The organism is Aedoeadaptatus ivorii, assembly GCF_900638585.1.
Lineage (GTDB): Bacteria > Bacillota > Clostridia > Tissierellales > Peptoniphilaceae > Aedoeadaptatus > Aedoeadaptatus ivorii.
In genome coordinates this window covers 1,311,755-1,325,321 of record NZ_LR134523.1, presented here as the reverse complement: position 1 = coordinate 1,325,321, position 13,567 = coordinate 1,311,755, and the positions used below count along the sequence as shown (strand labels likewise).

General features: G+C 57.5%; 13 protein-coding genes and 1 riboswitch. Of the genes, 12 read left to right on the top strand and 1 reads right to left on the bottom strand.

Features of this window, described 5'->3' with window-relative positions; genetic code table 11:
* The 8 genes from EL294_RS06650 to thiC all read left to right on the top strand — a co-directional run bounded on the left by EL294_RS06650 (position 1) and on the right by thiC (position 7,270).
* On the top strand, positions 1 to 762 hold the full coding sequence (locus EL294_RS06650) for a thiazole synthase (protein WP_126466018.1): 762 nt from the start codon (positions 1 to 3) through the stop codon (positions 760 to 762).
* A gap of 12 nt (positions 763 to 774) precedes the next feature.
* The gene (gene thiH / locus EL294_RS06645; RefSeq protein ID WP_126466016.1) at positions 775 to 1,938 is read left to right on the top strand and encodes a 2-iminoacetate synthase ThiH; all 1,164 of its coding nucleotides are present in this window, start codon (positions 775 to 777) and stop codon (positions 1,936 to 1,938) included.
* Entirely contained in the window at positions 1,935 to 2,549 is a 615-nt protein-coding gene (gene thiE / locus EL294_RS06640; RefSeq protein ID WP_126466014.1) for a thiamine phosphate synthase, read from the top strand. Before thiH ends, thiE begins: the two co-directional genes overlap by 4 nt.
* Positions 2,550 to 2,585: 36 nt before the next feature.
* Positions 2,586 to 3,365: an EFR1 family ferrodoxin gene (locus tag EL294_RS06635; RefSeq protein WP_126466012.1), complete on the top strand. Its 780-nt coding sequence runs from the start codon at positions 2,586 to 2,588 to the stop codon at positions 3,363 to 3,365.
* 157 nt (positions 3,366 to 3,522) lie between these two features.
* A riboswitch (TPP riboswitch) is annotated at positions 3,523 to 3,619 on the top strand.
* A 65-nt stretch (positions 3,620 to 3,684) separates the two neighbouring features.
* Complete coding sequence (gene thiM, locus EL294_RS06630; RefSeq protein ID WP_126466010.1) at positions 3,685 to 4,500, top strand: hydroxyethylthiazole kinase; 816 nt, start codon at positions 3,685 to 3,687, stop codon at positions 4,498 to 4,500.
* Position 4,501: 1 nt separating this feature from the next.
* Positions 4,502 to 5,191 (top strand): thiamine phosphate synthase, encoded by a 690-nt coding sequence (locus EL294_RS06625; RefSeq protein ID WP_126466008.1) that lies wholly within the window; start codon positions 4,502 to 4,504, stop codon positions 5,189 to 5,191.
* Positions 5,188 to 5,967, top strand: a complete 780-nt coding sequence (thiD, locus tag EL294_RS06620; protein WP_126466006.1) for a bifunctional hydroxymethylpyrimidine kinase/phosphomethylpyrimidine kinase — start codon at positions 5,188 to 5,190, stop codon at positions 5,965 to 5,967. Before EL294_RS06625 ends, thiD begins: the two co-directional genes overlap by 4 nt.
* 1 nt (position 5,968) lies before the next feature.
* Positions 5,969 to 7,270: a phosphomethylpyrimidine synthase ThiC gene (thiC, locus tag EL294_RS06615; protein ID WP_126466004.1), complete on the top strand. Its 1,302-nt coding sequence runs from the start codon at positions 5,969 to 5,971 to the stop codon at positions 7,268 to 7,270.
* Positions 7,271 to 7,363: 93 nt separating this feature from the next.
* Here thiC and EL294_RS06610 read toward each other — a convergent pair whose 3' ends face one another.
* Positions 7,364 to 9,790, bottom strand: a complete 2,427-nt coding sequence (locus tag EL294_RS06610) for a transglycosylase domain-containing protein (protein ID WP_126466002.1) — start codon at positions 9,788 to 9,790, stop codon at positions 7,364 to 7,366.
* 206 nt (positions 9,791 to 9,996) lie between these two features.
* Here EL294_RS06610 and EL294_RS06605 point away from each other — a divergent pair, with 206 nt between their 5' ends.
* From EL294_RS06605 to EL294_RS06590, 4 genes are read left to right on the top strand one after another with little or no spacing between them, the layout of a single operon-like run.
* Positions 9,997 to 10,944 carry a P1 family peptidase gene (locus EL294_RS06605; protein ID WP_126466001.1) on the top strand — a complete coding sequence of 316 codons (948 nt, stop codon included), beginning with the start codon at positions 9,997 to 9,999 and terminating at the stop codon, positions 10,942 to 10,944.
* A 36-nt stretch (positions 10,945 to 10,980) separates the two neighbouring features.
* Positions 10,981 to 11,751: an ECF transporter S component gene (locus tag EL294_RS06600; RefSeq protein WP_126465999.1), complete on the top strand. Its 771-nt coding sequence runs from the start codon at positions 10,981 to 10,983 to the stop codon at positions 11,749 to 11,751.
* 18 nt (positions 11,752 to 11,769) lie between these two features.
* Positions 11,770 to 12,543, top strand: a complete 774-nt coding sequence (locus EL294_RS06595; protein ID WP_126465998.1) for a type III pantothenate kinase — start codon at positions 11,770 to 11,772, stop codon at positions 12,541 to 12,543.
* Complete coding sequence (locus EL294_RS06590; protein WP_126465997.1) at positions 12,544 to 13,488, top strand: tRNA dihydrouridine synthase; 945 nt, start codon at positions 12,544 to 12,546, stop codon at positions 13,486 to 13,488.
* Positions 13,489 to 13,567: the final 79 nt, after the last annotated feature.

Sequence of the window (13,567 nt, the reverse complement as noted above, 5' to 3'; positions counted from 1 at the left end):
ATGGATACCTGGAAATTAGGAGACCGAGAGTTTACATCCCGCTTTATTTTGGGATCGGGCAAATACGCCCCCGAGTTGATCGATGCCGCGGTGGAACACGCCGGCGCCGAGATGATCACCGTCGCCCTGCGCCGGGCCAATACGGCGGATGTAAAAAACATCCTCGATTATATCCCCGAAGGCGTGACGCTGATTCCCAACACTAGCGGCGCGCGCAATGCCGACGAGGCCGTGCGCATCGCCCGCCTCGCCAAGGAAATGGGCTGCGGCAATCTGGTAAAGATCGAGATTATGCGCGATTCCAAATACCTTCTGCCGGACAATGCCGAGACTCTAAAGGCGACCGAGATTTTGGCGAAGGAAGATTTTATCGTCATGCCCTATATGTATCCGGACTTAAACTTTGCCCGCGATATGCGCGATGCCGGTGCGGCTTCGATTATGCCCCTGGCCTCCCCCATCGGCTCCAATAAGGGGCTGGGCACCAAACCCTTTATTCAAATCTTAATCGACGAGATCGACCTGCCCATTATCGTCGATGCGGGAATCGGCCGGCCTTCCCAGGCGGCAGAAGCCATGGAAATGGGCGCCGCCGCGATTATGGCCAATACGGGAATCGCCACGGCATCGGATATCACCATGATGGCAGAGGCCTTTAAGAAGGGGATCGAAGCCGGAAGATTGGGATACCTCGCCAAGCCCGGCCGCATTCTGGAACGGGGCGCGGATCCGTCTTCTCCTCTGCGGGACTTTTTCGATTGAGAGGCGCATAGTATGAACATTCAAGATGTGCACGAATATTTTCCGGAAATGGACAATATCGGCGAAGAAATTCCCGATGCCATTCGCGAAAGCTACGAACGACAAAAAGACCGCGTCGTCACCGGCGCGGAGGTGATGGCGGCGCTACAAAAAGACCGCCTGGACCCGGACGACTACTTTGCCCTATTGAGCGATGCGGCGGAGGCGTATCTAAAGCCCATGGCGGAGCGGGCGCGCATGCTCAGAAAGCAGTATTTCGGCGACAATGTGTATGCCTTCTCGCCGCTGTATATCGCCAATTACTGCGAAAACGGCTGTCGCTACTGCGGCTTTAACGCCAAAAGCGGCATTCAGCGCTCCATGCTGAACGAAGAAGAAATCGAACGGGAAATGGAGGCGCTGGCCAAAGACGGGATCGAAGACGTGCTGATCCTCACCGGCGAATCCTCCAAATATTCCTCGGTGGAATACATCGCCCGGGCGGTGGAACTCGCAAAGAAGTACTTCCGCGTGATCGGCCTCGAAATCTATCCCGCCAATGTAAAAGACTACGCGCGCTTCCGCGAGGCCGGTGCGGATTTCGTCACGGTCTTTCAGGAGACCTATGACCCGGTGGCCTACGAATACTACCACCCCCACGGGCATAAACGCGCCATGAACTACCGCATGAACACCCAAGAGCGGGCGTTGATGGGCGGCATGCGCGGCGTAGGATTCGGAGCGTTGTTCGGCCTGAGCGATCCTCTGCGGGATGCGTATTCGTTGGGGCTGCACGCGCACTTGCTGCAACGCAAATACCCCCACGGAGAAATCGCCGTGTCCCTGCCGCGCATTCGACCCACCCACGGCGCCGAGGAAGTGGAAAACGAGAACCGCATCGACGAGAAGAAGCTGATGCAGTATCTCCTCGCCATCCGCATCTTTTTGCCCTTTGCCTCCATCACCATTTCCACGCGGGAAGGCGAGTCCTTCCGAAACGCCGCCATGTACTACGGCGCGACGAAGATTTCCGCTTCGGTGGATACGGGGATCGGCCGCCGCACCGAAGAAAACCGCAAGGAAGCCGAAGGGGAAGAACAATTCGTCATCGACGATCAGCGCACCCTCGACGATATCGAGAAGGATCTCGCCGAAATGGGGATGTATGTGCTGAGAAACGACTACATTCGGCTATGAGAAAGCTATATTTTGTCACCAATTCCGAGGCATTTTCCGATCGGGACGCTTTCTTTCGCTCCGTCGAATCCGCGTTAAAAGGCGGGATCGACTACTTGCAGCTGCGGGAGAAAAATCGCGGCGACCTGGATGTGCTGCGTCTCGCCGATGCCCTGCACGACAAAGCTCGACAATACGGCACGGAGTTTATCGTCGACGATCGGGTCGATGTCGCCAAGGCGACGGAGTCAGGCGTGCACTTGGGAACCGACGATCTGCCCATTTCCGTCGCGCGAGAAATTTTAGGCGATAAGGCGCTGATCGGCGCATCGGTAAAGACCGTAGAGCGCGCGAAAGAGGCCGAAGCGGAAGGGGCGGATTATTTCGGCACCGGCGCGCTCTTTCCCACCACCACCAAGGTCATCACCCGGCGCACCTCCTTCGACGACTTTTGCGCCATCAAAGAGACGGTGGACGTGCCGGTATTCGGCATCGGGGGCATCAACGAACAGACGCTCCCTGAATTAAAAGGCCTGCCCTTAGACGGCATCTGTGTGGTATCGGCGATCCAATACGCCGAGGTTCCCGAAGAGGCGGTGCGCCGCCTGCGGCGCCTGCTCGAAAGCATTTGATTTAGGCTGTGTTATACTCCCCGTAGGAGGGAGACTATGATTATTTACATGAGCGGCACGGGCAATACCGCCCACTGTGCGCGCGTTTTGGGCGAGCGGCTCCGAGAAGAGATCGTCGATATGACGCCCAAGATCCGCGCCGGCGATTTTTCGCCCGTCGAGAGCGCGCGATTGATCGTACTCACGCCCACATATTGTTGGCGCATGCCCCGAATCGTAGAGGAGTATCTGCGGCAGATCGATATACGAGCGGAACGGATCTATTTTATTCTCACCTGCGGAAGCGGCATCGGCGCGGCATCGAAGTACGCCGAGGCGCTCGCCCGAGAAAAGAAGGTCGCATTCGGAGGTTTGGCGGGCGTCGTGATGCCCGAAAACTACACCGCGCTATTCTCTCCGCCGCCCCAAGAAGAAGCGCGTGCCATTATCGGGCGAGCGGAGGAGCGGATTGATGAGATCGCATCGGCGATCGAAGCGGGAAGTGCTATCGGCGATGCCCCCACATGGAAAGGTCGCCTGCTTTCCGGCATGGCGCCCCTGTTCGATGCCTGTATCGTAACGGCGCGGCCCTTTCGCGTTAAGGACAGCTGCATCGGCTGCGGCGAGTGTGCGCGCCGTTGCATGACCGCCAATATCGAGATGAAAGCGCAGAGGCCCCTCTGGCATGACCGCTGCATTCATTGCATGGCCTGTATCAATTACTGCCCGGTAGAGGCGATCGAATACGGCCGCCGCACGGCGGGAAAGGTGCGCTATACTTTCGAATCGGTTGAAAAAGAGGCGCGCCCTACGCCGAAAAAAGATGCCGAAAATTAATTAGGTAGCGCGCGGTACTGTGCTTTCGTCCTCGAAATATCCGAATCGTACGCCTTATTTTCGAAGAAAACTTTGGGAAGGAAGGCGTTTTTCGGGTGCCGTAATTTCATATATATTTGACAAACGGGTTTCATGGTGTTAAGGTGAATTTAATCCAATATTTTGCAAGGGGGACTTGTAAAGTTGAGAAGGTAAAACCTGACCCTTTGAACCTGTTAGTTAATACTATGGTAGGAATGCAATTCGGCGACCGAGTATCCGGCGTCGGACTTAAGGTATCTTCTCACGAAGATACCTTTTTTTGTGGAAAGAAGGCTGTATGAGAGAAATCAGAGAAGCGTTAATAGACGCCCATAGGGCGGTCGGGAAAACGAATCCCGTCGCGCCGTCGATTACGAATTTCGTCACGGTGGAATTTGTCGCCAACGCCCAGCTCGCGATCGGCGGCTCCGCGGCGATGGTCTATCTGCCCGACGAGGGAGAGGCGATGTGCCGCCTCGCAAAGAGCATCTATATCAATGTGGGGACGCTGATCCCTTCCCATAAAGAGACCGTACCCCGCACGGTAAAGTGCGCCCGCGAAAACGCCGCCTATGTATTGGATCCGGTGGCAGCCGGCATGGGCGATTTGCGCACGGAGCTTCTGCAATATATGAAGGCGTATCCGCCGCGCATTATCCGCGGCAATGCCTCGGAGATCCTCACGGTGGCAAAGCTGTGGGGCCTGATCGACGGCACATCGGGCAAGGTGCGCGGGGTGGATGCCACCGAATCGGTGGAGACCGCCCGCGCAGCGGCAGAGCACTTGGCCGCCTATATCGGCGGTGCGGTGGCGGTTTCGGGAAAAGAAGACCTCGTCACCGACGGAAAAAGGACCGTGGTATCGAAGGGCGGCAGCGCGTATTTTACCCGCATCACCGGGAGCGGCTGTTCCCTGGGCGGGGTAGCGGCGGTGTATCTCGCCGTGGCGGATCCCTTTGTGGCGGCGCTCGCGGCGACCAACGCCTACAATGTGGCGGGAAAACGAGCCGAGGCGCAAGCGCGGGGCACCGCGAGTTTTCAAGTAGAGTTCTTGGATGCGCTCTCGAATCTCACCGCCGAGGACATCGCCGCCTGCGAAATGGAAGAGGTGTAAGATGAAGGACTTCAGCATCGAAAAATACTTCGTCGTGGGCCCCGAAAACACCGGCGGCCGTCCCGTGCTCCCGATCATTCGCGCGGCGGTGGAAGCGGGCTTTACCTTTTTGCAGATTCGCTCGAAGACCGCGTCGGCACGGGAGTTGATCGTCCTGTTGGAAGATACCTCCCGCCTGCTTCGGGAGATGGGAAAGAGCGATTCGGTGGCCCTGGTGGCGGACGATCGCTTGGATGTGGTCCTCGCCGCCCGGGAACGGGGCGCCAAAGTCGACGGCATTCACGTCGGCCAGTCGGACATCTATCCCGAAATCTGCCGCAAGTATCTCGGCGACGATGCGATCGTCGGGCTTTCCGCCCCCACCGGGGATCTGGTGCACTATATCGAGAAGGGCGATTTTTCGCAGATCGACTACTTCGGCGCGGGGCCGCTCCATCCCACCGACACCAAGCGGGACTGCGGGCTCGACGCCGAGGGCAATCTGATCGTACGCACCCTCGACGAACTCACTCACTTGGCGGAGATTTCACCCCTGCGGGTGACGGTGGGCGGCGGCGTAAAGGCGGAGGATCTCGAAGCGCTCGCGGCGACGGGGATTCACGGCTTCTTCGTGGTCTCTGCCGTGGCGGGGGCAGACGATCCCGGGGCGGCGGCAAGGGAGCTCGTCGAGATTTGGGATCACGCCCGATGAAGACGATGATGACCGTGGCGGGGAGCGACGCATCCGGCGGGGCGGGGATTCAGGCGGACATCAAGACCGCCACCGCCCTTGGCGTCTATGCGACGTCTGCGATTACAGCGATCACCGCCCAAAACACCATGGGGATTCGCCGCATCGACGTGCTGCCGCCGGAGGCGGTAGAGGCGCAAATGCGCGCGATTCTCGAAGACATTCCGCCCGATGCGGTAAAAATCGGCATGCTCTCGTCCGCCGAGACCATTCGCACCGTGGCCCGCTGCCTTCGGGACTATGCGGGACCGGTCGTCGTCGACCCCGTGCTCGTCGCATCGAGCGGCGCGCGGCTATTGGAGAAAGAGGCGCTTACCGCGCTGACCGACTGCCTCTTTCCCGTGTGCGATCTGATTACGCCCAATCTCCCCGAGGCGGCGGTGCTTTTGGAACAGGAGCGCATAGAAGACGGGGATATGGCGCAGACCGCCGCATACTTGGCGAAGCGCTACTCCCTTGCCGTGCTCGTAAAGGGCGGACATGCCGAGGGCGATGCGACGGATGTGCTCTATGACGGAGCAATACACTACTTTACCAAGCCTCGCGTAGAGGGCGCCGATCCCCACGGCACGGGGTGCACGCTCTCTTCGGCGATCGCCTGTTATTTGAGTCTCGGCGCGCCGCTTCCTGTGGCGGTCGAGAAGGCGAAGGAATACGTATATAACGCGATAGAAAGTGCGCCGAATCTGGGTTCGGGCAAGGCGCCTTTGAATCATATGAATATAGGAGGAAAATAAAATGGCATACGCAACACAAATGGACGCGGCAAGACAGGGGATTATCACCCGTGAGATGGAAATCGTCGCCGAAAAGGAAAACCGCACGGCGGAAGAGATTCGCGCCTGGGTGGCGGAAGGCAAGGTCGCCATTCCCGCCAATAAAAACCACAAGAGCTTAGATCCCGCGGGCATCGGTTCTATGTTAAAGACCAAGATCAATGTCAACCTCGGGGTTTCCCGCGACGTCGCCGACTGGGAATCGGAGATGGAAAAAGTAAACCACGCTGTGGAACTCGGGGCGGATGCCATCATGGACCTCTCGACCCATGGAGACACCAAGATCTTCCGCAACAAGCTCACCGACGAGTGCCCGGCGATGATCGGTACCGTGCCGATCTACGACTCGGTCATCTATCACCAACGCGATCTGGGCGAACTTACCGCCGAGGACTTTTTGGAAGTCATCCGCGCCCACGGGGAAGACGGGGTCGACTTCGTCACCCTGCACTGCGGCCTGACCAAGCGCACGGTGGAACAACTGAAGCGCTTCGGCAGAAAGACCAATATCGTATCCCGCGGAGGGTCTTTGATCTTTGCGTGGATGAGCATGACCGGCGAAGAAAACCCCTTCTTCGAATACTATGACGAAATCCTCGACATCTGCCGCGAATACGATATGACCATCTCTTTGGGCGACGGCGCACGCCCCGGCTGTCTCGCCGATGCGGGCGATCTGCTGCAGATCGAAGAGCTGGTACGTTTGGGCGAGCTGACCAAGCGCGCATGGGAAAAAGACGTGCAGGTCATGGTCGAAGGACCGGGACACGTGCCCCTAAACGAAGTCGCCGCCAATATGGAAATTCAACAGACCATCTGTGCCGGCGCGCCCTTCTACGTATTGGGACCCTTGGTTACCGACATCGCACCGGGCTATGACCACATCACCGCCGCCATCGGCGGGGCGGTGGCCGCTGCCCACGGCGCCGCCTTCCTCTGCTATGTAACCCCGGCGGAACACTTGGCGCTTCCCAATGCGGCGGATGTCAAGGCGGGCATTATGGCCTCGAAGATCGCCGCTCACGCCGCGGATATCGCCAAGGGCGTTCCCGGTGCCCGCGACGAAGACGACGCCATGGGGGATGCGCGCCGGGAATTGGACTGGGAGAAGATGTTCGCCCACGCCATGGATCCCGAAACCGCACGCCGCGTGCGCGACGAACGAAGCCCCGAAGTGGAAGAAACCTGCTCCATGTGCGGCAAGTTCTGTGCCGTGCGCAGCATGAACAAGGCGCTCAGCGGAGAAAAAGTAGATATCCTCTAAGCCCACAAAAGAATCGCGGCAAAAAAAGAGCCTCCCGAGAGGCTCTTTTTGTATGCCCAAAATAAAAAAAGGTGCGGATTGTCCGCACCTTTTCTAGTTTTGTTGATCGCCTTGTCCTTGGCCCTGGCCTTGTCCTTGTCCTTGTCCTTGACCTTGACCCTGACCTTGTCCTTGGCCCTGTTGCTGGCTGTTGCCGTTGTTATTGTTATCGTTCTGTTCCTGATTGTCCTCTTTCTTTTCCACCTTCGGCTTTTTGGGCTTCGGAGGAATGTTCTTATAGAGGTTTCTCAGGCCGCTGGGGGCGGTGCTTTCGGCAAAGAGTTCGGTATAGCCCGCCACCGGAATATATTTGCGGTACAGGCCGTCTTCCGGCGCCTCGAACTTTTTGTCCGCGAGATCTTTGTGCACGTCGGACATAATCGCCCGCCACAGTCTCGCCGCCATACGGGAGTAGTCCCATAGGGGCGTGTTGTCGTCGTTTCCGATCCAGACCGATGCCGTGTAGTAGGGGGTATAGCCCACAAACCAGCTGTCGCGCTTGCGGTTGGTGGTACCGGTCTTGCCGGCGATGTGCATGCCGGAGAAGTTTGCGTAGGTACCGGTACCGCGGCTGACGACGTTCTCTAAGATATCGGTCATAATATAGGCGTTTTGGGGCGAGATGATTTCCACTTCTTCCCGGGGGTTTTCGTAGATGACCTTGCCGCTTTTGTCGGTGATCTTGTCGACAAAGGAGGGAGCGATAAAGTTGCCTTGATTGGGGAAGGTACTGAATGCGCCCGCCATTTCCAGGGGACTGATTCCCACCGTCATGCCGCCGAGTGTGAGGGAGGCGAGGTTCATATCGTTGTATTTTTTGGTGTCGATATTGACGTAGCGCTCGTTGTCTTCAGGCTCTACGATAGAGCTGACATTCATCTTTTCCAGATTTTCGATCATCATCTTGCTCGCCTCGTCCTCGCCTTTGGCGAGTCCCTTGCCGACGAGATAGGCGCCGACATTCGACGAGTTGACGATCAGATTCCGCACGGTGGTATAGCCCTTATACCCCGTGGAGTTTTTGGGCCAGCCGCCGGGGCGCGGCAGGTCACGGTACACATCGCCCGCGGTACCCCCCTTGTTAAAGAGGGCGAGATAGGGGCCGATGGGCTTGATTGCCGAACCGGGCTGGCGCGGGTTTTTGGCGCGGTTTAGGATGTTGTTGCCGCCGATGCCCCTTCCGCCGACAATCGAAGCGACGCGTCCGGTCTGGTGGTCCATAATGACGATCCCGACCTGGGGCTGAATGATGCCTTTTTTGTCCTTGTGGCGGCCGGGGAAGTAGGTATTCTGGCTTACTTTTTCCTCGACGATCTTTTGGATATCCAGATCCATGGGGGTTTCTATGCGCAGACCGCCGTTGTAGAGAATTTGCTGCGCCTCTTTCGAGTCGTGTCCCTGTTCTTTGAGGATGTCGAGCACTTCGTCTTTGACGGCATCCACATAATACGAGGAGATGCCCTTGGTGGTTCTCGCGCCGAGATCCAGCTCTATGGGCTCGTCGATGGCGGCGGTCATGGTAGATTCTTCGATCATACCCAGATCGTGCATTTTATGCAGGATCAGCTTTTGCCGCTTTTTGCTGGTGGGATTCGACACCGCCTTGCGCACGAGCATATCGCCCGATAAGACTTGGCTGTATTCGAAGGAGTCGATCTCGTCGGCCTCGAAGAGTGCCTTGCCGAGTTCCTTGTCCCGATCGGTGGATTCTTCGCCCAGCGAGTCCGCCGCCACCAGCGTAATTTCGAGGTTGTCGATGCCCTCGCCGTCCTCGAAGGGGGCGAGCTTATAGGGCGTATAGTCCGAAGGGCGGTTGGTGATGCCGATAATCATGGCGGATTCCGCCAAGGTGAGATCCGACACGTCTTTGTCGAAAAAGGTCTTGGCGGCGGCCTGTACGCCGATGGTGCCCTTGGAGAAGGCGGCGGAGTTCAAATACGCCTCGAGGATCTGTTCTTTGCTCAGATTGCTCTCCAGTTGAAAGGCGTAGTAGATGTCCTGAAACTTTCGCGCAAAGCTCTGTACCTGCGAGGTATAGAGGTTTTTTGCCACCTGCATGGTGATGGTGGATCCCCCCTGGGAGAAGCTCATATTCCGCAGGTTCCGCACCGTGGCGGAAATCAGCCGGCGAAAGTCGACGCCGTTGTGCTCGTAAAACCGCTGGTCTTCGATGGCGACGGCCGCCTGTTTTAAGTGCTCGGGCATTTTGTCGATCGGCACGTATTCGCTAAATTCGTTCTGCACGAGTTTTTCCACCGGATCGCCGTTTTTGTCCAAAACGACCGATGTCTCGGCGATGGCCTCGCGTACATTTGTGGGGTCAATCTCAGGCGATTGGCTGATGGCGGTAACGGCATAGGCCGCGGCCAGCCCGGCCGTCGTGATCCCGATTATAATAATGATTAAAAATAAGATCTTGAAGGCGGAGCTCCAACGCAGGGAATGGGCTTCGCGCCCCTCCGCTCTGGTCTTTCTTGTCATAGAAACCTCCTTCTATATTTGACTATTATACCAAAAGGGCACAGAGAGAGGCATAAGATTCTGTGAAATATAGGCGTTCGGGCAAATTCTCCGCGAGAATTAGACGGATATTAGAAATATAGGCGGCGTCCTGTTAAAATTTTTACATACCGGGTAGAAACCCCGTATAGTTATGGTATAATCGTTTCGCGTGAAAGAGGTGTAATATGTATTCCGGACATATAACCGACGTTCCCGGCATCGCCGTGGGACATATGGAAGATGCGGAGGGCGGCACCGGCGTGACGGTCGTCGTGCCTCCGGCGGGCACCACCGCCGGCGTCGATGTACGCGGCGGCGGACCCGGCACCCGGGAGTGTATCTTGCTGCGGCCCGAATACGCCATGGATACGGTGCACGCCGTGGTCTTAAGCGGTGGCTCCGCCTATGGACTCGAGGCGGCGAGCGGCGTAATGCGCGGCTTGCGCGCCGACGGCATCGGCTATTCCGTGGGCGTGGGAATCGTCCCCATCGTCCCCTCGGCCATTCTCTTCGACTTGACCTACAAAAACCCCGACGTATGGCCCGATATGGAAATGGGCCTTTCGGCCTACAACCAGGCGAGTACCGAAATGAGACGACAAGGTTCGGTGGGCGCCGGTTGCGGTTGCACGGCGGCAAAGAGCATGGGCACAGAATACGCAAAGAAATCCGGCATCGGCTCCGCCGCCATACAGGTGGGCGATGCGGTATTTGCCGCCATCGTCGCGGTGAATGCCTTCGGCAATATTTACGATGCCGAAGCGGGACGCGCCCTCGCCATGCCCGTGGTGGACGGCGAGGCGGTGCCCTTTGAGGAAGCGCTACTTCGGGGGCCCTTATCCTTTGCCGAGGCGGGACACAAAAATACGACCCTCGCCATCGTCGCGACCAACGGAAAATTCGATAAGACCGCGCTCTGTAAGCTCGCGGGTAGGAGCCACAACGGCCTCGCCCGAAGCATTCAACCGGTACACACCGAACTCGACGGCGATACGATCTTTTCTCTCGCCACCAACGAGGTCGACATCTCTATGCAGGCCGCCGGCCACTATCTGCCCAAGGTGCTCGCACGGGCGGTGGCAAACGGCATTTACAGCGTACAAAAAGATAATACAGCGAGCGAAACTATATGACCGGTATCCCGTGGGGAACCGGATCGGAGGGAAACTATGCAAACACACAAAGGCAAGAAGGACGGGCTGCTGTCGACGCGGCAGATCGTCATTATCGGCATTTTGGGGGCGATCACCGTCGTATTGGGACTGACGCCCTTGGGCTTTGTTCCCATCGGGCCCTTGAATGCGACCACCATGCACATTCCCGTCCTCGTCGCCGCCTTTTTGGAGGGGCCGGTGGTGGGCGGGTTCGTGGGTTTGATCTTCGGACTCAGCTCCCTGTTTAACGCCATCACCCGACCGACGCCGATTTCGATCGTATTCTACAATCCGCTGATTTCGATCCTGCCCCGCGTCCTCTTGGGCATCGTGAGCTATTATCTATATGCGGGCTTCCGAAAGATCGACGGCAACGCGCTGAAAAAGGTGGGGATTTTGTGCTGGATCGGCGCCCTGGCCTTTTTGCTTCGCGGCCTATGGGGCAATATTTCGGCGGGCGAATACGGCGCGTCGTTCTTTCTCAATATCTTCTTTCTCCTCCTTTCTGCGGGGCTCTTCTACGGCATGTGGAAGTCCGAGTCCAAAAGTGCCGCGGTGGTGCTCGCCGCCTTTGTATCGACCATCTTCCACTCGGCGATGGTGATGAGCGGCATTTATATCTTTTTTGCGGAGGAATTTGTAAAGGGCGTAGGCGCCTCTATGGAAGTGGTGAACACGGTGATCTTCGGCACCATTATCACATCGGGCGTGCCCGAGGGCATTCTGGCGGCGATCATTACGACCGGCGTGGTGACCGCCCGATTGGCAAGTATCAAGAAAAAATAACGGACAGTCAGGTGAGATATGTTATTAGTCATAGACGTCGGAAACACAAATATCGTCTTCGGAGCCTATAAGGGCGAGGAATTGATCCACGACTGGCGGATCTCCTCGGACCAATCCAAGACCAGCGACGAATTCGGCATGTTGATTACGCAAATACTGGACAATGTGCAGCTGAAACCCGTCGATATAGAGGCGGTTATCATCTCCTCGGTGGTGCCGAACTTAATGTATACGCTGCAGAATATGGTGATCAAATACTTCCACCAATACCCCATCGTCGTGGGCGTGGGCGTAAAGACCGGCATCAACATCCGCTACGACAACCCCAGGGAAGTGGGGGCGGACCGGATCGTAAACGCCGTGGCGGCGATTGAACGCTATGGCGGACCGTGCATTATCATCGATCTGGGCACGGCGGTCACCTTCTGTGTGGTCGACGATAAGAAGAACTATTTGGGCGGGTTGATTATACCGGGCATCAGCATCTCGGCGGATGCCCTGGTGTCGAGAACCTCGAAGCTCCCCAAAATCGAGATCATCAAGCCCGAGAAGGTCATCGGAAAGACCACCGTGAGCAGTATGCAAAACGGGCTCTACTACGGATTTTCGTCGATGATCGACGGCATCGTCACCCATATCATTCGCGAGATGGGCTTGGGACCCGACGAACTCAAGATCATCGCCACCGGCGGGTTTGCCAATCTCTTGGTCTCCGACAGCATCTACGACATCCTTATCGATCGGGACCTGACGTTGGACGGCCTGCGCATTCTCTATGAGTTGAACCGTTAAATGAAATTTACGATCGCACTGGCGCCTATGGCTGGCTATACCGATCTCAGCTTTCGGCGAATTGCCTCCCGTTACGGGATGGACTACGCCACCACCGAGATGGTAAGCGTCAAGGCGCTTTATTACGGAGACAAAAAGACGAAGCGGCTGATGGCGGTGGCAGAGGACGAGGCACCGGTGGGGCTGCAGCTATTCGGCGAGGATCCCGCAATTTTGGAGCAGGTTCTCGCGGACCTTTCTGAAAGCGGCGGGCTCGACGCGTTCGCCTTCGTGGACCTCAATATGGGCTGTCCCGCGCCGAAAATCGTAAAGACCGGCGCCGGAAGCGCGCTTATGCGGGATCTGCCCCGGGCTAAGGCGATGATGGAAGCCGCCGTCAAGGCCTCCTCCGTGCCCGTCACCGTAAAGGTTCGAAAGGGCTTTTTGGAAGGGGAGACGCAGGGGTTCGAGATCGCCAAAATCGCCCAAGATGCGGGCATCTCGGCCCTTACCGTGCACGGAAGGAGCCGCGAGGCGTATTACAGCGGCCTCGCCGATTGGGATTTTATCGGCCGCGTTTCGAATGCGGTGACGATCCCCGTCATCGGAAACGGCGACATCGCCCGGGCCGAAGACATCGCCCATGCACGGGACTACGGCGTGGCGGGTGTCGCCATAGGGCGGGGCGTCATCGGCAATCCCTTTTTATTTCGCGACTGTAAGCGGTTCCTTTTAGGCGAGGACCCCCTACCGATATCGGATGCGGAGATCCTGCGCGTCGCCAAGACCCACCTCGCCTGGAGCGTGGCGCAAAAGGGAGAGCGGCTGGGCGTGGTCGAGATGCGCAAGCATTTTATCGGCTATCTGAAGGGCTTTCCCGGCGCAAAAAAACTGCGCGCAGAAATCCTTTCGCTTGCCACCGAGGCGGAGATCTTAAAATTTTTGGACGCGATCCCCGTAGAATAGCCCCGCCCGATTGACAGAAAAAGCCATTTTTTATATAATGGGGAAACTTGAGTACCGGGACCCAATTGCGGGTCCTTTC

Coding starts and splice junctions, on each gene's coding strand:
- EL294_RS06650 (WP_126466018.1), top strand. CDS start 1: ATGGATACCTGGAAATTAGGAGACCGAGAGTTTACATCCCGCTTTATT.
- thiH (WP_126466016.1), top strand. CDS start 775: ATGAACATTCAAGATGTGCACGAATATTTTCCGGAAATGGACAATATC.
- thiE (WP_126466014.1), top strand. CDS start 1,935: ATGAGAAAGCTATATTTTGTCACCAATTCCGAGGCATTTTCCGATCGG.
- EL294_RS06635 (WP_126466012.1), top strand. CDS start 2,586: ATGATTATTTACATGAGCGGCACGGGCAATACCGCCCACTGTGCGCGC.
- thiM (WP_126466010.1), top strand. CDS start 3,685: ATGAGAGAAATCAGAGAAGCGTTAATAGACGCCCATAGGGCGGTCGGG.
- EL294_RS06625 (WP_126466008.1), top strand. CDS start 4,502: ATGAAGGACTTCAGCATCGAAAAATACTTCGTCGTGGGCCCCGAAAAC.
- thiD (WP_126466006.1), top strand. CDS start 5,188: ATGAAGACGATGATGACCGTGGCGGGGAGCGACGCATCCGGCGGGGCG.
- thiC (WP_126466004.1), top strand. CDS start 5,969: ATGGCATACGCAACACAAATGGACGCGGCAAGACAGGGGATTATCACC.
- EL294_RS06610 (WP_126466002.1), bottom strand. CDS start 9,790: ATGACAAGAAAGACCAGAGCGGAGGGGCGCGAAGCCCATTCCCTGCGT.
- EL294_RS06605 (WP_126466001.1), top strand. CDS start 9,997: ATGTATTCCGGACATATAACCGACGTTCCCGGCATCGCCGTGGGACAT.
- EL294_RS06600 (WP_126465999.1), top strand. CDS start 10,981: ATGCAAACACACAAAGGCAAGAAGGACGGGCTGCTGTCGACGCGGCAG.
- EL294_RS06595 (WP_126465998.1), top strand. CDS start 11,770: ATGTTATTAGTCATAGACGTCGGAAACACAAATATCGTCTTCGGAGCC.
- EL294_RS06590 (WP_126465997.1), top strand. CDS start 12,544: ATGAAATTTACGATCGCACTGGCGCCTATGGCTGGCTATACCGATCTC.